Origin of the sequence: Fodinicola acaciae (assembly GCF_010993745.1) — a bacterium.
GTDB classification, from domain to species: Bacteria; Actinomycetota; Actinomycetes; order Mycobacteriales; family HKI-0501; genus Fodinicola; species Fodinicola acaciae.
Window position 1 is genome coordinate 2,334,353 of sequence record NZ_WOTN01000001.1, and the last position, 18,064, is coordinate 2,352,416.

Annotated in this window: 12 protein-coding genes, 4 tRNA genes and 1 pseudogene; 11 read left to right on the plus strand and 6 right to left on the minus strand. The window is 69.1% G+C overall.

The annotated features are described in order from the left end of the window. Positions 1-22 precede the first annotated feature (22 nt). Positions 23-625, plus strand: a complete 603-nt coding sequence (locus GNX95_RS10850; protein ID WP_222853505.1) for a TetR/AcrR family transcriptional regulator — start codon at positions 23-25, stop codon at positions 623-625. Here the strand turns inward: GNX95_RS10850 and GNX95_RS10855 are convergent. Beyond that, the gene (locus GNX95_RS10855; protein ID WP_163506964.1) at positions 622-1,053 is read right to left on the minus strand and encodes a VOC family protein; all 432 of its coding nucleotides are present in this window, start codon (positions 1,051-1,053) and stop codon (positions 622-624) included. The two genes, GNX95_RS10850 and GNX95_RS10855, sit on opposite strands and share 4 nt — an antisense overlap. 50 nt (positions 1,054-1,103) lie before the next feature. Between GNX95_RS10855 and GNX95_RS10860 the strand changes: the two genes are divergently transcribed. Beyond that, on the plus strand, positions 1,104-1,781 hold the full coding sequence (locus GNX95_RS10860; RefSeq protein WP_163506965.1) for a GntR family transcriptional regulator: 678 nt from the start codon (positions 1,104-1,106) through the stop codon (positions 1,779-1,781). A gap of 3 nt (positions 1,782-1,784) precedes the next feature. On the opposite strand, the gene GNX95_RS10865 is transcribed toward GNX95_RS10860, so the two are convergent. The 3 genes and pseudogenes from GNX95_RS10865 to GNX95_RS10875 form a co-directional block, all read right to left on the minus strand. Further along, positions 1,785-3,938 carry a S9 family peptidase gene (locus GNX95_RS10865; protein WP_163506966.1) on the minus strand — a complete coding sequence of 718 codons (2,154 nt, stop codon included), beginning with the start codon at positions 3,936-3,938 and terminating at the stop codon, positions 1,785-1,787. Between the two features lie 195 nt (positions 3,939-4,133). Next, positions 4,134-5,792, minus strand: coding sequence for a class I adenylate-forming enzyme family protein (locus tag GNX95_RS10870; RefSeq protein ID WP_163506967.1), 1,659 nt, complete (start codon positions 5,790-5,792; stop codon positions 4,134-4,136). After that, positions 5,789-6,235, minus strand: a pseudogene (locus GNX95_RS10875) (cyclase family protein); the annotation flags it as partial. The gene GNX95_RS10870 and the pseudogene GNX95_RS10875, both read right to left, overlap by 4 nt. 79 nt (positions 6,236-6,314) lie before the next feature. On the opposite strand from GNX95_RS10875, the gene GNX95_RS10880 reads away from it, so the two are divergent. After that, complete coding sequence (locus GNX95_RS10880; RefSeq protein ID WP_343034816.1) at positions 6,315-7,184, plus strand: helix-turn-helix domain-containing protein; 870 nt, start codon at positions 6,315-6,317, stop codon at positions 7,182-7,184. A gap of 112 nt (positions 7,185-7,296) precedes the next feature. Here the strand turns inward: GNX95_RS10880 and GNX95_RS10885 are convergent. Next, positions 7,297-7,371, minus strand: a tRNA-Val gene (locus GNX95_RS10885). 299 nt (positions 7,372-7,670) lie between these two features. On the opposite strand from GNX95_RS10885, the gene GNX95_RS10890 reads away from it, so the two are divergent. The 8 genes from GNX95_RS10890 to GNX95_RS10925 all read left to right on the plus strand — a co-directional run bounded on the left by GNX95_RS10890 (position 7,671) and on the right by GNX95_RS10925 (position 14,990). Continuing rightward, positions 7,671-8,039, plus strand: coding sequence for an SsgA family sporulation/cell division regulator (locus GNX95_RS10890; protein WP_246281568.1), 369 nt, complete (start codon positions 7,671-7,673; stop codon positions 8,037-8,039). Positions 8,040-8,325: 286 nt separating this feature from the next. Continuing rightward, positions 8,326-8,398, plus strand: a tRNA-Gly gene (locus tag GNX95_RS10895). Positions 8,399-8,427: 29 nt separating this feature from the next. Beyond that, positions 8,428-8,498 (plus strand) — tRNA-Cys (locus tag GNX95_RS10900). Positions 8,499-8,509: 11 nt separating this feature from the next. Beyond that, positions 8,510-8,584: transfer RNA gene (locus tag GNX95_RS10905), tRNA-Val, on the plus strand. Positions 8,585-8,772: 188 nt separating this feature from the next. Next, positions 8,773-9,747, plus strand: a complete 975-nt coding sequence (locus GNX95_RS10910; RefSeq protein WP_163506970.1) for a choline kinase family protein — start codon at positions 8,773-8,775, stop codon at positions 9,745-9,747. A 16-nt stretch (positions 9,748-9,763) separates the two neighbouring features. Continuing rightward, positions 9,764-11,284 (plus strand): amino acid permease, encoded by a 1,521-nt coding sequence (locus GNX95_RS10915; RefSeq protein WP_163506971.1) that lies wholly within the window; start codon positions 9,764-9,766, stop codon positions 11,282-11,284. A 22-nt stretch (positions 11,285-11,306) separates the two neighbouring features. Further along, positions 11,307-13,772 (plus strand): GcvT family protein, encoded by a 2,466-nt coding sequence (locus tag GNX95_RS10920; protein ID WP_163506972.1) that lies wholly within the window; start codon positions 11,307-11,309, stop codon positions 13,770-13,772. A gap of 3 nt (positions 13,773-13,775) precedes the next feature. After that, a complete protein-coding gene (locus tag GNX95_RS10925; protein ID WP_163506973.1) occupies positions 13,776-14,990 on the plus strand; it encodes an NAD(P)/FAD-dependent oxidoreductase in 1,215 nt (404 codons plus the stop codon). Between the two features lie 44 nt (positions 14,991-15,034). Here the strand turns inward: GNX95_RS10925 and GNX95_RS10930 are convergent, their stop codons facing one another. Beyond that, the gene (locus GNX95_RS10930; protein WP_163506974.1) at positions 15,035-18,058 is read right to left on the minus strand and encodes a bifunctional [glutamine synthetase] adenylyltransferase/[glutamine synthetase]-adenylyl-L-tyrosine phosphorylase; all 3,024 of its coding nucleotides are present in this window, start codon (positions 18,056-18,058) and stop codon (positions 15,035-15,037) included. Positions 18,059-18,064 lie beyond the last annotated feature (6 nt).

Here is an 18,064-nt window from a genome sequence, read left to right on the forward strand (position 1 = left end):
CGGCCGAGGATCGGAGGGTGACGTGACCGACGCGCCGGAGGCGACCACGGCGAAGGAACGGCTGCTCGGCGGGGCGATCGACTACATCGCGACGCACGGCTCCGCCGACCTCAGCCTGCGGCAGCTGGCCAAGGCGACCGGGACCAGCCACCGGATGTTGCTCTATCACTTCGGCTCCAAGGAAGGCCTGCTGATCGAGGTGGTCAGGGCCGTCGAGGAGCGGCAGCGGCGGATCTTCGCCGAGCTCGACGCCGACGTCGACACCGACGACCCGGCGGCGGTCGGCGAGATGGCCAGGCGGTTCTGGCGGCGGCTGAGCGCGCCGGAGAACTGGCCGTACGTCCGGCTGCTGTTCGAGATCTACGGCCGCGCATTGCAGGGCGACCAGCGGACGGCGCCGCTGCTGGACGGGATCGTGTCGAGCTGGGTCGAGCCGCTCACGCAGTGGGCCGCGCGCCGTGGACTGCCGCCGGCGAAGGCACGCGCGTTCGCGCGGCTGGGCGTCGCGGTGCCACGCGGCCTGCTGCTCGACCTGATGGCGACCGGCGATCACCAGGCCGTCGACGAGGCGATGGGGCTGTTCATCGACACGTACGAGGCGCTGGCCGCCACGGCGCGTCTCTAGACCGCGAACACCTGCGAGTCGTCCGCGAACGCCTTGAACTCCAGTGCGTTGCCAGCCGGGTCGAGCAGGAACATCGTCCACTGCTCACCGGTCTGGCCTTCGAAGCGCACATACGGCTCGATGACGAACGACGTCCCAGCCGCACGCAGCCGGTCGGCCAGCTCCTGGAACTCCGGGACGGTCAGTACGAGGCCGAAGTGCGGCACCGGCACGTCGTGGCCGTCGACCGGATTGTGGACCCCGCTCGTCCGCTTCGCCGCGAGGTGCGTGACGAACTGGTGGCCGCGCAGGTTCCAGTCGATCCAGGTCGGCGCGCTCCGACCCTGCTCCAGGCCGAGCACCTCGCCGTAGAAGTGCCGCGCGGCGTCCAGGTCGTCCACCGGCATGGCCAGGTGGAACCGCGGGATCGGCGAGTCGAGGACGGTCATGGACGACACCTTCCGTCGGCAGAGTATGTCTGGATGTTAACATTCAGACAATGAACGCGAGCGGGGCGGACGACACACTGGCACCGGCACGCCGGCGAGGCTTGGCCGACGAGGTCGGCGACCGCATCCGCGAGGCGATCTTCGCCGGGATCTATCCGCCGGGAGCGGCGCTCCGGGAGGTCGACCTGGCAACCATCCTGGATGTCAGCCGCGGTCCGGTGCGCGAGGCGTTGCTCCGGCTGGAGCGTGAGGGCCTGGTCAGCACCGCGTGGCATCGCGGCGCGACCGTGACGACCCTGTCCCCCGCGGACATCGCCGAGTTGGACAGTCTCCGCGGTGCACTGGAGCAGCTCGCAGTGCAGCGTGTCGTCGCGTACGCGTCAAAAGCGGACATCGCGGTGATCGCTCGCACCGTCGAGCTGATGGAACGAGCCGAGGATGAGGCCGCGATGGTCGCCTGCGACATCGCCTTCCACGACGCCGTGTACGCGGCGGCGCGCCACCGGCGCCTGCTGGACGCGTGGAACGCGATCCGCTCGCAAGTCCAGCTGTTTCTGCTGACCCGCGTCGGCGTCAGCTCGGCCGGCTATCTCGCACAGATCCCGGCCGAGCACCGCGACCTCGTGGCCACGCTGCGAAAGCGCGACGCCGAGGCGGCGCTGCGCCACTTCGCACAGCACCGCCAGCGCGCACTCGCCGTCCTCACGGAAAGCGAGTCCGCACCTTAGGCGTCAGCCCAGCGGCTCGTGCGGCGCTCCGGCGATGTCGATGATCCACGCGTACATCCGCGCGATCTCCCGCCAGGCGTCATAGCGGCCGCTCCGGCCGCCGTGTCCGGCCTCCATCTCGATGTGCATGACGACCGGCTTGGCGCCGGCGTTTTCCGAGTTCACCGCGCGCAGCCTCGCGACCCACTTGGCCGGCTCGTGGTAGAGCACGCGCGTGTCGTTGAGGCTGGTCTCCACGAAGATCGCCGGATAGTCGGTGGCGCGGACGTTCTCGTACGGCGAGTACGACTTCATGTACGCGTAGACCTCGGGGTCGTGCAGCGGGTCGCCCCATTCCTCCCACTCCAGCACGGTGAGCGGCAGCGACGGGTCGAGGATGGAGTTGAGCGCGTCGACGAACGGCACCGATGCGACGATCGCGCCGAACGCCTCCGGCGCCAGGTTGGCGACGGCCCCCATCAGCAGGCCGCCGGCGCTGCCGCCGTACGCCACCAGCCGGTCCTGACTCGTCCATCCCCGCTCCACGAGATACCGCGCACACGCCACGAAGTCGGTGAACGTGTTCTTCTTCTTGAGCAGCTTGCCGTCCTCGTACCAGTGCCGGCCGAGCTCGCCGCCGCCGCGGATGTGCGCGATCGCGTACACGAAGCCGCGGTCCAGCAGCGACAGCCGCGGCACCGCCATCCGCGGGTCCATGGACGACTCGTAGCTGCCGTAGCCGTAGATCAGGCACGGCGCCGAGCCGTCCAGCGGCACGCCTTTGCGCCGCACGATCGACAGCGGTACGCGCGTGCCGTCGTCTGCCGTGGCCCACTCGCGCGACTGCTCGTAGCGTTCGGGGTCGTAGCCGCCGAGCACCGGTTGCTGCTTGCGCAGCGTCAGCTCGCCGGTCGTGAGGTCGCAGTCGTAGACCGTACGCGGCGTGACCAGCGAGCCGTACGACAGGCGGAACGTGCCGGTGCGGTATTCGAGGTTGGTGTCCACGCCGACCGTGTAGAGCGGCTCCGGGAAGGTGATCGGCCGCGGCTCGGCCAGGCCGCCGTCGACCTCCACCGGGTAGACCCGCAGACCAGTCAGTGCGTCATGACGCAGATGCACGACGACATGGTTTTCGAAAACGTCGAGGTCGAGCAGCCGCGTGTCCTCGCGGTGCTCCACCAGCGGCGTCCAGGCCTCGGGCTTGTCCGCCGGCGCCGCCGCGACTGCGAAGTTGGGACCGCCCCCGCATTCCGGGTCGTTGTGCACGATCAGGAACCGGTCACCGGCGATCTGGTGGTCGACCGAGTACTCGACGCCTTGCCGGCGACCGCGCAGCACGACCGGCTCGGCGGCGGGGTCGCCTGCGTCCAGCAGCCGCGTCTCGCTGGTGATCTTGCTGCGCAGGTCTATCAGCACGTAGCGCTCGCTGCGGGTCAGTCCGATGCCGACCCAGAACCGCTCGTCGGCTTCCTCGTACACCACCGTGTCCTCGGCCGCCGGCGTGCCGATGCGGTGCCGCCAGACCCGGTACGGCCGCCACGCGTCGTCGACGGTCAGGTAGTACAGCACCGAGGAGTCCAGCGACCACGCCGTGTCGTAGAAGGTGTCCGGGACCTCGTCGCCGAGCAGCTCGCCGGTCTCCAGGTCCTTCACCCGCAGCGTGAAACGCTCGTTGCCGTCGAAGTCCACCGCGTACGCGAGCAACCGGCCGTCCGGGCTCACGTCGAAGGTGCCGACGGACAGGAAGTCGTGTCCCTCCGCGAGCTCGTTCTCGTCCAGCAGGACCTGCTCGCCGTCGACCGCCTCGCCGGTGGCCGGAGGCTCGTCGCCGGTGACCGCGGCACGGCAGTGGATCGAATACTGCTGGCCTTCGACCGTACGAGAGTAATACCACCAGTCGCCCTTGCGCGCCGGCACCGACAGGTCGGTCTCCTGCGTACGGTCCTTGATCTCGGTGAAGATCCGCTCGCGGAGGTCGGCCAGGCCGGCGGTCAGCTGCTCCGCGTACGCGTTCTCGGCGTGCAGGTATGCCAGCGTGTCCGGGTCGTCCTTGGCGGCCAGCCACGCGTACTCGTCGATCACGGTGTCGCCGTGGTGCGTACGGGTCGAAGGGACGCGCTTGGCCACTGGTGGCGGCACGGTGGTCCCCGGCCTCTCCGGTGCGGTGGGTTCGTTCATGATCTGGGACGCTACCGCCGCGCGCCCGGTCGTGTCGGCCACCCCGTTGGATCGTCCGCCGCGACACCTCTCATCGGGCCGTCCGTCAGTCGCCGGCCGCTGTCTCGTACGCCTCGACCGTCCGCACGAAGGCCTCTCTTTCGCCGGCCGACAAGGGTTGGAAGGCACGCCTCCAGCTCCCGAGTCCCGGGCGGCTCAGTCCCGGCGGCTGCGCAACTCGCGACGCAGCACCTTGCCGCTGACGGTTTTCGGGATCTCGTCGAGGATCTCCAGCTGCCGCGGATACTTGTACGCGGCCATCCGCTCCTTGGCGAAGCCGATGATCTCCTCCGGCGTCGCCGCGGCACCGGCTCTCAGCGACACGAACGCCTTGACGGTCTCGCCGCGGTAGTCGTCCGGCACGCCGACGACCGCGGCCTCGCGCACCGCCGGATGCTCGTACAACACGTCCTCGACCTCGCGTGGCCAGATCTTGTAGCCGCCGGCGTTGATCTGGTCCTTCTTACGGTCGACGATGTAGAACCAGCCGTCGGCGTCCATGTAGCCGACATCGCCGGTGTGCAGCATCCCGCCTGGCAGCGTCTTCTCGGTTTCCTCCGGTTTGTTCCAGTAGCCGACGACCACCTGCGGCCCGGCGGTGACCAGCTCGCCGATCTCGCCAGGCGGCAGGTCGTCACCGTTCTCGTCGACGATTCGTACGACGGTGTTGTAGATCGGCACACCGACCGACAACGCTCCGGAGGCCGAGTCGATCGGCGCAGTGGCGTGAAAAGGCACGCCATGCGACGGCGACGTCGTTTCGGTCAGACCGTAGATGTTGTGGATGTAGTGACCGTACGCGTCGGAAAAGGCCTGCACGGTGCTCGGTGGAATCGGCGCTCCGCCCGAATAGACCTTGGTCAGCGTGGCGAGCTTGCCCCTGTCCGCGTTCGGCGCGTTCATCAGCGCGATGAAAACCGTGATGGAGCCGACCGTGAATGTCGCGCCTTCGCTTTCGACGGTGTCGAGCGTCAGCGAAGGATCCAGGCGATACATGAGAACCAGCGGCGCGTTTGTCAGCAACGCCACCGCGATATGGCCGATCAGTCCGGTGATGTGGAAAAGCGGCGCGATTCCGAGCACCACGTCATCGCGACCGATGCCGATCCAGTCGCGATAGGACTGTGCGTTGAAAACGACGTTCCGGTGCGTCGTCATCGCGCCTTTCGGCGGACCGGTCGTGCCCGAGGTGTACGTCAGGAAAGCCACGTCGTCGGGGCCGACCGAGACGGCCGGTGGCGCGACATCCTTGTATCTGTCCAGAAACTCCAGCAGATCCGTCGTGCCAGGACAGTCGATCCGTTCCACCCCGGCGAAAACCCGCTGGTCGTCACGCGACTGCAGATCCAGCTCGGAGGTGGTGATCACCAGCCGTACGGCACTGCCTGACACGACTTTCGAGGCGACGTCCCGATAAAGTGACTGAAGGCTGACCAGCACGGTCGCGCCGCTGTCGGCCAGCAGCTCGCGCAGTTCACGTTCCTTGTTCATCGGGTTGATCGACACGGCGATGCCGCCGGCCTTCCAGGTGCCGATCTGCGCGATGACGAACTGTGGCACGTTCTGCGCGAAAATCGCCACCCGTTCGCCGGCCGCGAAACCGTTGCCGGCCAGGCCCGCCGCGAACGCGTCGGTCAGCACGTCCAGCTCCGCATAGCTGATTTTGCCGTCGAAATAACGGATCGCGTCCGCCGACGGGTCCCGCGCCACCGATGCCGCGAACATCGCCACGGCTGTGGCGTACTCCGGCGTGATCTCGGCCGGCTGGCCGGCGTCATAGCGACCCAACCAGGGTTTGTGGTCGTACGCGCTCATCGGATCGCGACCGGGTTGACCGGAGCACCGGTGCCACTCACGACTTTCAGCGGTGCGGCAACGTACAAAAACGTCCACCGATCGTCGGCGGCGCACGCGTCCGCGCCCGGCTCGCAGAAGCCGGCGAAGAAGCTGTCCGGATCGTCGAGCTCGTACCAGTAACGCATCCATCCGGTCCGGACCACCAGGATGTCGTGCGGCTCGATCCATACACCTTGCGCCTCGGCGGCGGCCTCCAGGTCCGTGTGGTCGAAGGTTTCGCCCTTTTCCAGGGATTCCTTGCCGCGGTGGCGAGCCATGTCGGTGAGTACGCCGCGGCCGGCGGCGCCTTTCGCCGCGATCGGCAGGACGGATGCCTTCTCCATCGCACCGATGGTGCTGCGCGCGTCGTAGCGGTTCCACAGCTGGCCGTCGTACCCGGCGTGACCCAGCGCGTCGTACTTCCTCGGCGCGTCGTCACCGAGCAGTTCGCGCATGGACGGAGCGTCAGGCATCACAACCTCCTCGACTGAATTATCAAACATGACGCGAGGGTCGACGACGGTTCCGGATGCCGACGAGGCACTGGGAGCCCAGGTGCGCGCGGCACGCGCGGCGTGCGGAGTCAGCCTGCGTGCGCTTGCCGGCCGGATCGGCGTGAGCCCGGCGACGCTCAGCCAGATCGAGAACGGCCACACCAGGCTCAGCGTGACGCGGCTGCACCGGATCGCCGACGCGCTCGAGCTGACGGTCGGCCAGATCCTGGACATCTCGACCGCGCCAGCGCAGGCCACCTGCGATGTCGCGGCGACCGCCGAGCCGGCGCCTGCGGTCGACTGGCGGACGTACGGTCCACTGGACTTCGATCCGGTGCTCCACGCGGCGCTCGACGAGTTTCTGGAGATCGGCTATCACGGCGCGACGGTCCGCGGCATCGCCCGGCGGTCCGGGCTGTCGGTGCCGGGATCTATCACTACTACACGAGTCAAACAACAAATGTTGGTGAGCATTCTCGACCGGACGATGAGCGAGCTGCTGGCTCGCGCGTACGCGGCGCGCGACGAGGGCCGTGACCCGGTCGAGCATCTCGCGCTCTATCACACCAACCGTCGCGAGCTCGGTTTCGTCGGTGCCGCCGAGATGCGCAGCCTGGGGCCGGCGACCGCCGCCGGATCGCCGGCCAGCGGACCACTCAGCAGCGGCTGGTCGACCACGAGGTCGAGCAGGCCGTACGCGACGGCCGTTTCCGCACCGACCACCCTCTTGAGGCGGCGCGCGCGATCGTCACGATGTGCACCGCACCTGCCGACCTGGTGGCGACCCGGCGGGCCGTACACGCCGGAGCAGATCGCCAGCCAGTATGTCCGCTTCGCGCTCGACCTGATGACAACCGCCGCCAACTCTGCCCGATAAAATCGACAAATAGCACCAAGTCAACCAAAAAGTCGATCCGCGCGACGCATATTGTGGGTAACAAAAAAAGATCCCTGTCCGCGGTCTTCGCGGACAGGGACAACCCATCGGTTGGTGGGCGATACTGGGATCGAACCAGTGACCTCTCGCGTGTGAGGCGAGCGCTCTCCCGCTGAGCTAATCGCCCGGGAGACTTCACAAACCTTACCCGACGGGGTTTGCGGCATTTTCACCGGGGCCAGCCACCCCGACCGTCGCACAGATCGCCGCAATCGTTTGTTTTCCGCGTCGAGGATGACGTTCCGGTCTCAAAAGACCACCGATTCGGATTACATGTTTGCCGTTTCGGCCAGGGTGGTATGCCAATAGACGACGACGGCGGGGCTTTCAGCCAGGGGGAGAAAGGCGGCCGAAATGGCGCGTACGCGGCCAGTTGCGGTCCAGGTGGACACGGCCTTGCGGCTGGTGGTTCCGGATGGTTCAGGCGTGCCGGTGCAGGCGACGCTGCGGTATGAACCGTCCGATCCCTACGCGGTTCATGTCATTTTCTGTGCGGACCTGGCCGACAGCGACGAGCCGGAACCGTCGGTCGCGTGGTCCTTCGCGCGGGACCTCCTGCTGGCCGGTCTGACCGAGCCGGCCGGGATGGGAGACGTACGCGTGTGGCCGTGGACCGGACAGGACGGTCAGGTGGTCGCGCTGGCACTGTCCTCCCCCGACGGCCACGCGCTGTTCGAGGTGCCGATCGCGACGCTGGACGACTTCCTGCAACGCAGCTACGCGGAGGTGCCGGCCGGCGAGGAAGCCGCGTACGTCGACCTGGACGCGGTCGTCACGGAGCTGCTCCGCGCCTGAGCCCAACGAGCTCCACCACCAGCCGATCGCCGTCAGGTGATCGGCTGGCTTCGTTTCGGGTGACGCCCGCCACGTCCTGGCCGTACGCCGAGCACCTCGCCACGCCGCCGGGACGGGCCTCCTGGCCGCCTTCTCGCATGTCAGGGCCGCACTGAGGGGTCGTGCGCGACCGACCCGGCGGTGACACCACCGGAGCCGCCGGCCGCGAAAGGTGAACCCCCTTTGTCGAGCGCGTAGCGCGTTCGGTACAGTTCTTTTCGTCGCCGGGAGCAAGCGCCGGGACAATGCGGACGTAGCGCAGCTGGTAGCGCATCACCTTGCCAAGGTGAGGGTCGCGGGTTCGAATCCCGTCGTCCGCTCGGAAACCACATGAGGCCGAAACCCTCGCGGTGGAGTGGCCGAGAGGCGAGGCAACGGCCTGCAAAGCCGTCTACACGGGTTCGAATCCCGTCTCCACCTCTGCTTCGCACGGGCGATTAGCTCAGCGGGAGAGCGCTTCCCTGACACGGAAGAGGTCACTGGTTCAATCCCAGTATCGCCCACCAGCAACCAAAGGCTCCGATCCGAGACGGGATCGGAGCTTTTGTCGGCTTTCGGCGCGTACGTCGGCCGACCGGTTCGAGTTATGGCCTAGACCAAATCGACGGCGGCGGTCTAAGGTCACCGGCGACGGGGGCCAGCGTCCCTTGCCACCGACATCCGCGAGCGATCCATTGGCACGCGTGGAGGTCCGATGACGGTTCCCGCCGCCGAGCCGACCGGCGTCGACGAGGCCGACCTGGACACGCCGGTGTCCCAGGCCGGTTGGAGTCTGCGCGAGGTGCTCGACCGGCTGGAGTGCGTACGCGGCCGGCGTTCGCGCGTGTCGCTGCTGTCCGGTGGGCTGACGAACCGCAACTACCGGGTCACGACCGACGACGCGGATCTGGTCGTCCGGATCTCTCCCCCGGACGACTCGCCGCTGGCCATCGACCGGATCGCCGAGCACGCGAACAGCCAGATCGCCGCGGGCACGGGCGTCGGTGCCGCGGTCGTGGAGTTCCTGCCCGGCGAAGGCATCATGGCCGTGGCGTACATTCCAGGCCGGACGCTCACCGAGGACGACGTGCGCAGCGGCGTCCATGTCGAGGCGATCGCCGAGGCCTGCCGGCGACTGCACGCCGGGCCGCGGTTCGTCAACGACTTCGACATGTTCCAGGTGCAAGCCCGGTATCTGTCGATCGTCCGCGAACGAGGTTTCGCCATCCCCGCCGACTACCTCGACTTCGCGCCGGCGGTCGAGCGCATCCGGGCCGCGCTTGCCGCCAACCCGGTGCCGACGGTGCCGTGCAACAACGACCTGCTCGCCGGCAACATGATCGACGAGGCCGGCACGATCCGGCTGATCGATTACGAGTACAGCGGGAACAACGATCCCTGTTTCGAGATCGGCAACGTCTGGAGCGAGTCCACATTGGACGCAGACCAGCTGGAGCCGTTGGTCACCGCGTACTACCGCGGGCCGCGGCCGGACAGGGTGGCGCGAGCACGGTTGCTCGGGCTGATGTCCAAGTACGGCTGGACGCTGTGGGCCGCCATCCAGCACGCCAGCTCCGACATCGACTTCGACTTCTGGTCGTGGGGGATGGAAAAGTACGACCGCGCGCGGCAGGAGTTCACCCGCGACGGGTTCGACCGGCTGCTGGACCAGGCAGCAGGCGGCACCTGACACCTCGGAGGCGAGCATGCCGGACACACCGAGAGCCGACCGCGACAGCAGCGACCTGGCCGGCTTCGGCTATCACCAGCGGCTGTCGCGTACGCTCGGCAGCTTCTCCTCGTTCGCCGCCGGATTCAGCTACATCTCGATTCTCACCGGGATGTTCCAGCTGTTCGGATTCGGCTATGGCTTCGGCGGGCCGGGGCTGTTCTGGACGTGGCTGTTCGTACTCGCCGGCCAGTTCGCGGTGGCGTTGTGCTTCGCCGAGCTCGGTGCGCGCTTCCCGATCGCCGGCTCGGTCTATCAGTGGTCCAAGCAGTTGGCCGGACGGGCCGGTGCGTGGACCGCAGGGTGGGCGATGCTGGTCGGCTCCATCGTGACGGTCGCCGCGGTGTCGATCGCGCTGCAGATCGTGCTGCCGCCGATCTGGTCCGGTTTCCAGGTCTTCTCCGACAACGCCGTCAACGCGGTGTTCCTCGGCTGCTGCCTGCTGGTCGCCACGACCGTCATCAACATCCTCGGCGTACGCGTCATCTCGATCGTCAACAACGTCGGCGTCTTCGTCGAGCTGGTCGGCGCGGTGGCGATCATCGTGCTGTTGCTGTTCGCCGCGCGACGCGGGCCGGACGTTGTGCTGCACACGCAGAACGCTGGCGTCGACCTGCCTGGCTACGGCATTTTCGGCTACGGCGCCGCGTTCGTCGTCGCGGTGATCATGCCGGCGTACGTCATGTTCGGCTTCGACACCGCCTCGTCGCTGGCCGAGGAGACCCGTGACCCCCGCCGGCGCGTACCGCGAGCGATCCTCAACGCGCTTGGCGCCGCCGGGATCGCCGGTGCGCTGCTGCTGCTGTTCGCGCTGATGGCGGCGCCGACGCTGGACGTCGCCGCGCTCCAGAAAGGCGGCCTGCCGCTCGTCCTCGAGTCCGCGCTCGGCCCGCTCGTCGCCAAGCTGCTGCTCGTGGACGTCGCGATCGCGATCTCGGTCTGCACTCTGGCGATCCACACGGCCAGCATCCGCATCATGTTCTCGATGGCCAGGGACGACAACCTGCCGTTCTCGGCGCGGCTGGCGCACGTGTCCGCGCATCGCAAGTCCCCGGTGGCGCCGGCGGTCGTCGTCGGTCTGGTCGCCGCGCTGATCCTGCTGGTCAACATCGGCAACGCGCAGGTCTTCACGCTGGTCACCAGCGTGGCGATCATCACGGTCTACATCGCCTACCTGCTCGTCACCGCTCCGCTGCTGCGCCGGCGGCTGCGCGGCTGGCCGGAAGACCGCGGCACCGGGTTGTTCAACCTCGGCCGGTTCGGCCTCGCCGTCAACGTCTTCGCCGTCGCGTACGGCCTGGTGATGGCGGTGAACCTGGTCTGGCCGCGGACGCAGATCTATGGCGAGGGCTGGTTCGCCTGGGGTGGCGTGCTGTTCGTCGCCGGGATCCTCGCTGTCGGCGCGATCTATTACGCCGCCGTACAGCGTCGCCGCGAGTCCGGCGTGCTGTCCGACCATCGTGCGGCCGGCGCGGTGCCGGCGACCGTCGAAGACTGACCGCAGAGAAGGGGTTTCCCGCGTGCCGGAAGACCAGTCCGTCCCGTCCGCCGCTCGGATCGTCGTGATCGGCGGCGGTGTCGGCGGCGCCAGCGTCGCGTACCACCTGGCGAAGCTGGGTGAGCGCGACGTCGTCGTCCTCGACCGCGATGAGCTGACCAGCGGATCGACGTTTCACTCGGCCGGGCTGATCGGGCAGCTGCGCGCCGACCCGACGCTGACCCGGATGAACATGTACTCCGTCGAGCTCTACCGCGAGCTGCAACGGACCGTGCATCCGCCCGGCTTCGTCGAGTGCGGCGGGATCAAGCTGGCGGCGACCGCCGAGCGGATGGCCGAGATCCGCCGGCAGGTGGGCTGGGCCCGGACGTTCGGCCTGCCGCTGGAGGAGATCTCGGTCGCCGAGGCCAAGGACCTGTTTCCGCTCATGGACACGGCCGGCGTCGTCGGCGCCGCGTATCTGCCGACCGACGGCTACATCGACCCGTCGCAGCTGACGTACTCGCTGATCGCCGGCGCGCGTGCCGGCGGTGTCCGCGTCTTCACCAGGACACGGGTTCTCGGGATCGAGACCGCGGACCAGCGCGTGAGGACGGTCCGTACCGACCGCGGAGACATCGCCGCGGAGATCGTCGTGGACTGCGGTGGCATGTTCGCCGCGGAGATCGCGCGGATGGCCGGCGTACGGATCCCGGTCGTGCCGATGTCGCACCAGTATTTGGTGACCGACGCCTTCCGCGAGCGCACCGGCACGCCGCTGCCGACGCTGCGCGACCCGGACCATCTCATCTACTTCCGCGAGGAGGTGGACGGGTTGATCATGGGTGGCTACGAGCGGAACGCGAAGCCGTTCGCGCTGGACGAGCGTGGCCTGGACGCGGTGCCGGCGGACTTCAACGGCCGGCTGCTCGCCGAGGACTGGCCGCGGTTCGAGGAGATCATGGACAACGCGCAGCAGCGCGTGCCGGTGCTCGCCGACGTCGGCGTACGCACCTTCATCAACGGTCCGGAGGCGTTCACTCCCGACAACGAGTTCTGCCTCGGCGAGACCGAGGTCGGCGGCTTCTTCGTGGCGGCAGGATTCTGCGCGCACGGCATCGCCGGTGCCGGCGGCATCGGCCGCGTGATGGCCGAGTGGATCGTGGACGGCGAGCCGTCGTACGACGTGTGGCACATGGACATCCGCCGGTTCGGCCGGCACTACGCGTCGCCGTCGTACACGCTGGCCCGGGTCCTGGAGAACTACGAGACGTACTACGACATCCGCTATCCGCACCACGAGCGGAGCGCCGGCCGACCGTTGCGGGTCTCCCCCGCGTATCCGTGGCATGTCGACCACGGCGCCTTCTTCGGTGAGAAGGCCGGCTGGGAGCGGGTGAACTATTACGAGTCGAATGCCGCGGCCGGCGACGAGGGCCGGCGGCCGCGCGGCTGGGCCGGACAGCACTGGTCGCCAGCCATCGGCGCCGAGCACCGCGCCACCAGAGAGCGCGCCGGTCTGTTCGACGAGTCGTCCTTCGCGAAGCTGGAGGTGACCGGACCGGGTGCCGCCAAGCTGATGAGCTGGCTGTGCGACAACGACGTGGCGCGCGACGTCGGCAGGATCACGTACACGCAGGCGCTGAACCAACGCGGCGGCATCGAATGCGACTTCACGGTGACGCGGCTCGGTCCGGAGGAGTTCTGGGTCGTCACCGGCACCGCCTTCGGCACTCACGACGGCGACTGGATCCGCCGGCACGCGCGACGGGATCCGTCCGTGCGCGTCGCGGACGTGACCAGCCAGTGGGCCTGCTTCGCGCTGTGGGGTCCCGCCTCACGGATGATCCTGGCGAGCCTGACGCCGGCGGATCTCGGCGAAGTTGCCTTTCCGTTCATGACGATGCGCGAGATCTCGGTCGGTGCCGTCCCCGTGCGCGCGCTCCGCGTGACGTTCGTCGGAGAGCTCGGCTGGGAGCTCTACTGCCCGAGCGAGTACGGCGCCACGCTCTGGCGGACACTGTGGACGGCCGGTCAGCCTCACGGACTGGTCGCCGGCGGATACCGGGCGATCGACAGCCTGCGGCTGGAGAAGGGCTATCGCGTGTGGGGTGCCGACATCGGTCCGGCGCGTACGCCGTACGACGCCGGACTCGGCTTTTGCGTCAAGCTGGACAAGGCTGGCGGTTTCCTCGGCCGCGAGGCCTTGCTGGAGGCTCGCGAACGAGGCGTCAGCGAGCATCTGCGGTGCATCACGCTCGCCGACCCACTCGCGATCGCGCTCGGCAACGAACCGGTCAGCGTCGGAGACGAGGTGGTCGGCAGGGTCACGTCTGGCGGCTTCGGCTACACGATCGGCACGTCGATCGCCTACGCATACCTGCCGACCGACGTCGCGAAGCCGGGGACGCCGGTGACGGTGGAGATCTTCGGTGAGACGGTCGATGGCGAGGTCGTCGCGGAGCCGTTGTTCGACCCGTCCGGCGAGCGCGTACGACCGGCGAGCTAGCCGATGATCCGGGACGCCGCGACGACGATCATCGGCGCCGGTGCAGTGGGGTGCGCGGTCGCGTACCACCTGGCGCGGGACGGCTGGCGGGACGTTCAGGTCGTCGACGCACGCGACGTGGCCGAGGCGACCACCGCGCAGGCCGCGGGACTGGTCGGCCAGGTGCGGTCCACCGTCGAGCGCACGCGGCTGGCGATGGCCTCCGTACGGCTGTTCTCGCGGCTCGAGGCCGAGACCGGCTATCCACCGGACTGGCGGCAGACCGGCAGCATCCGGATCGCGCTGACCGACGAGCGGGTCGCCGAGTTCCGCCGGATGGCCACGATCGCCGAATCCGCCGGCCTCGAGACAGCGTTTCTCACGCCGGAAGAGCTGCGCGACCGGTTCCCGCTCATCGACACCGGCACCGTACGGGCCGCTCTGTGGTGTCCGACCGACGGCTACCTCCAGCCGCACAGTCTCACGACGGCGTACTCGCGCGCTGCGCGGGACCTCGGCGTGACGTTCCATCCGCGCGTGACCGTCACTGGTCTGTCCGTACGCGCCGGCGCCATCGATGGCCTCCGGACGGACGCCGGCGACGTGCACACGGAGCTGGTCGTCGACGCGGCCGGACCGTGGGCCGCCGCGATCGCCGCGATGGCCGGCGCGGAACTGCCGATCGTCCCCGTGCGCCACGAGTATTTCGTGAGTACTCCGGTCGCCGGCTGGTCCGCCGGCCTGCCGGTGCTCCGGATCCCGGACCTGCGGTTGTACGTCCGCGCCGAAGGCTCTGCGGTGCTGTGCGGTGGTTGGGAGGCCGCCGCGGTGAGCCGCGATCCGCGTTCGATCGTTCGCGCGGATGCTATGCCGGTCGATCCCGACTGGGACGTACTGGCCAGATTCGCGAGCGACCTGGCGTCCGTCGTCGCCAGCGCCGACGGAGTGCGACCCTCAGCGGTGTTCCGTGGTTGGCCGGCCTTCGCGCCGGACGGTCGGTTCGTCGTCGGGCCGGTGCCGGGGATCCGCGGATTCGTGATGGCCGCGGCCTGCAACGCCCACGGAGTCTCCGGATCCGCCGGACTGGCAGAGCACGTCCTGGAGAGCATGGGACCCGACCCGTCGCCGTACGTCCGGTCGCTGAGTCCTGCGCGGTTCATGGCACAGCCCGTCGACTGGGAACAGGCGCAGACCCGTGCGCGGTCGGTCTACGAGAACTACTACGCGGTCACACCATGATCCAAGGACCGGACCGCAGTCCATTAAGGCTCCACGGGAAGTCTTCAGGCGCCGAAGATGTCCTCGACGGCGCGGCGCGCATGTCTCGCCGTCCGCAGATACCTGTCGACGAACGCCTGCGGATCCTCCGTCTCGCGCTCGATCACCCAGGCGACACCGGCGAGGTCCGCGCCGTACCGCGGCAACTGGTCCGACGGCCGTCCGCGGACCAGCATGAGCGCGTTCCGGACACGGCTGGCGAGTTTCCACGCCTCCACCATGTCCGCGGCGCAGTGGCGGGAGATGAGTCCGGCCTCGGCCGCCGCCTCGAGCGCGTCGAGTGTGCTCGTCGAGCGCAGGCCGGGCGCCGGCACCTGCCGCGCGTGCTGCATCTGTACGAGCTGGATGGTCCACTCCACATCGCCGAGACCACCCCGGCCGAGCTTCGTGTGCAGCGCCGGATCCGCGCCACGCGGCAGGCGCTCGGAATCAACACGTGCCTTGAGCCGGCGGATCTCGGTCACCCCGGCCGGATCCAGGCCGTTCTCCGGATAGCGCAGATCGTCGGCGATCCAGAGCAAGCGCTCGCCGATCTCCGGGTCTCCGGCGGCGACTCGCGCACGTAGCAGCGCCTGAGCCTCCCAGACGCTCGACCAGCGCCGGTAGTATGCCTCGTACGAAGCGAGGCTGCGCGACAGCGGCCCCTGCCGGCCCTCCGGCCGCAGTCCCGCGTCGACGGTGAGCGGCGGGTCCACCGACCGTGCGGCCAGCAGCCGCTGCACACGCTCGGCGACCGCGATGGCCGCCGCAGCCGCCTCAGCGTCGCCTGCACCTCCGACCGGCTCGTGCACGAACAGCACATCCGCGTCCGACGCGTACCCGATCTCCTGACCACCGAGCCGGCCGAGCGCCACGATCGCCACGCGTACCGGCGGGGGCGCGCCGCGCTCCGTCGTCACGCCACGGATCGCCGCGCGCAGCGTCGCCTCCAGGACGGCGTCGGCCACATCGGACAACGCCTGTCCGACCTCGCGTACGTCGAGCAGCTGCAGGAGGTCGGCGCAGGCGATCCGCAGAAGCTCGCGCCGCCGTAAGGTCCGTACGGCGGTCACCGCCGCGACCGGCTCGGTGGACCGGTCCGCCGCCGCGAGCATCGCCGTCAGCAAGGTGTCCAGGCCACGTGGCGCCAGCTCGGCATCGTCGGCGAGCAGTTGCAGCGCCTCCGGATCGCGGGACAGCAGGTCGGCCACATAGCGGCTGGCGCCGAGCAACTGCGCCGTACGCTCCGCCACCGGACCGCTGTCGCGCAGCAGCCGCAGGTACCACGGCGTACGGCCGAGCAGTTCGGACACCTTGCGATAGGCCAGCAGGCCGGCGTCGGGATTCGGCGAATCCGCGAAGGTGTAGAGCATCGCCGGCAACAGCGTCCGCTGGATCGCCGCCGTGCGGCTGACACCGCTGGTCAGCGCCTCGACATGACGCAACGCGCTGGCCGGGTCGGCGAACCCGAGCACCCCCAGCCGGCTGCGGGCCGCGTCCGGACTGAGCCGGTAGGCCTCCGACGGCACGCGCGCCACCGCCTCCAGCAGCGGTCGATAGAACAGCTTCTCGTGCAGCCGTCGCACCTGCCGCGCGACCTGGGCCCACTGGTCCAGGAACGCTTCGACCGGCCCCTTCTCCGCCGAACCGGTGATCCCGAGCGTCCGCGCCAGCCAGCGGACTCCGTCCGAATCGTCCGGGATGCGGTGCGTACGCCGTAGCCGCTGCAGTTGCAGGCGATGCTCCACGGTCCGCAGGAACCGATACGCGTCCCCGAGCGCGGCACCGTCGGCCAGCCCCACGTAACCACCGTCGCGCAGCTTGGCCAAAGCCTCCAACGTGTTGCCACTGCGGATCTCCGGATCCGACCGGCCGTGCACCAGCTGCAGGAGCTGGACGGCGAACTCGATGTCCCGCAAACCGCCCGGACCGAGCTTGACCTCCTTCGCCGCGTCGCCCGGCGGCAGGTGGTCGAGCACCTTGCGTCGCATCGCGCGTACGTCGGCGACCACCCCGTCAGCATCGGCGGCACGCCAGACCAACGGCGACACCATGTCCCACCACTCGCGCCCCAGCGCGAGATCCCCCGCCGCCGGCCGCGCTTTGATGAGCGCCTGGAACTCCCAGGTGCGAGCCCACTTCTCGTAGTACGCACGATGACTGGCGAGCGTCCGTACGAGCGGCCCGTCCTTGCCTTCCGGTCGCAACGCCGCGTCCACCGGCCAGGCCGCCTGCTGACAGATCCGCATCATGCTGCTGGCCAGTGTCGTGGCCGTCCGCAGAGCCGCGGCGGGGTCGGTGTCGGCATCGACCGGCTCCGCCACGAACAGGACGTCGACGTCACTGACGTAATTGAGCTCGCGTCCGCCGCACTTCCCCATCGCGATCACCGCCATGCGGGCCTCCGGCCGGCCAGGTGCCAGGGTCGCGGTCGCGACGGCTAGCGCCGCCTGAAGGAGAGCGTCGGCGAGATCTGCGAGCTCTGCGGTCACAACGTCCAATCCGGACGCGCCGGTGATGTCCCGCGCTGCTAGGCAGAGCAGTCGTCGCTGGTATTCCTGGCGCAACGCGAGCACTGCGGCTGGTCCCGTCACGCCGGCCATCGCGCAGCCGTTCCGGATCGACTCGCCGTCCTTCGCACCGACAGCCGCGAGCAACGCTTGGCGAAGCTCACCGTGATCCGGCCGGTGCGCGTACGCGCCGGGATCAGTCAGCTCTCGCCACAGCTCCGGCCGCGCCGCGAGCAGGTCGCCGAACGCGGCCGAGGCTCCGAGCACACCGAGCAGGCGCCGACGCAACCCTCGGTCGCCACGCAACTCCGAGACGACCTGGGGGTCCGCGGCCGCCAGCCGGTGCAGCGACAGCAGCGCCAGATCGGGGTCGCCGACCGCACCGAGCTCGGCGAGAATCCCGGCAGCGGTCTCGTCGAGCGGCGCCGCCTTGTCGATGTCCCAGAACGACAGCGGGTCACCGGTGAGCAGGTCGGTTGCTCGGTCGGTCTGCAGCAGGCCGTACCGGGTCAGCCGGACGGCACCGCGAGGACGCGTCACGGCCGC

Excerpts from the sequence above, each read along its gene's own strand:
- GNX95_RS10855 (WP_163506964.1), bottom strand. The coding sequence starts at position 1,053 with ATGACCGTCCTCGACTCGCCGATCCCGCGGTTCCACCTGGCCATGCCG.
- GNX95_RS10860 (WP_163506965.1), top strand. The coding sequence starts at position 1,104 with ATGAACGCGAGCGGGGCGGACGACACACTGGCACCGGCACGCCGGCGA.
- GNX95_RS10865 (WP_163506966.1), bottom strand. The coding sequence starts at position 3,938 with ATGAACGAACCCACCGCACCGGAGAGGCCGGGGACCACCGTGCCGCCA.
- GNX95_RS10870 (WP_163506967.1), bottom strand. The coding sequence starts at position 5,792 with ATGAGCGCGTACGACCACAAACCCTGGTTGGGTCGCTATGACGCCGGC.
- GNX95_RS10880 (WP_343034816.1), top strand. The coding sequence starts at position 6,315 with ATGACGCGAGGGTCGACGACGGTTCCGGATGCCGACGAGGCACTGGGA.
- GNX95_RS10910 (WP_163506970.1), top strand. The coding sequence starts at position 8,773 with ATGACGGTTCCCGCCGCCGAGCCGACCGGCGTCGACGAGGCCGACCTG.
- GNX95_RS10915 (WP_163506971.1), top strand. The coding sequence starts at position 9,764 with ATGCCGGACACACCGAGAGCCGACCGCGACAGCAGCGACCTGGCCGGC.
- GNX95_RS10925 (WP_163506973.1), top strand. The coding sequence starts at position 13,776 with ATGATCCGGGACGCCGCGACGACGATCATCGGCGCCGGTGCAGTGGGG.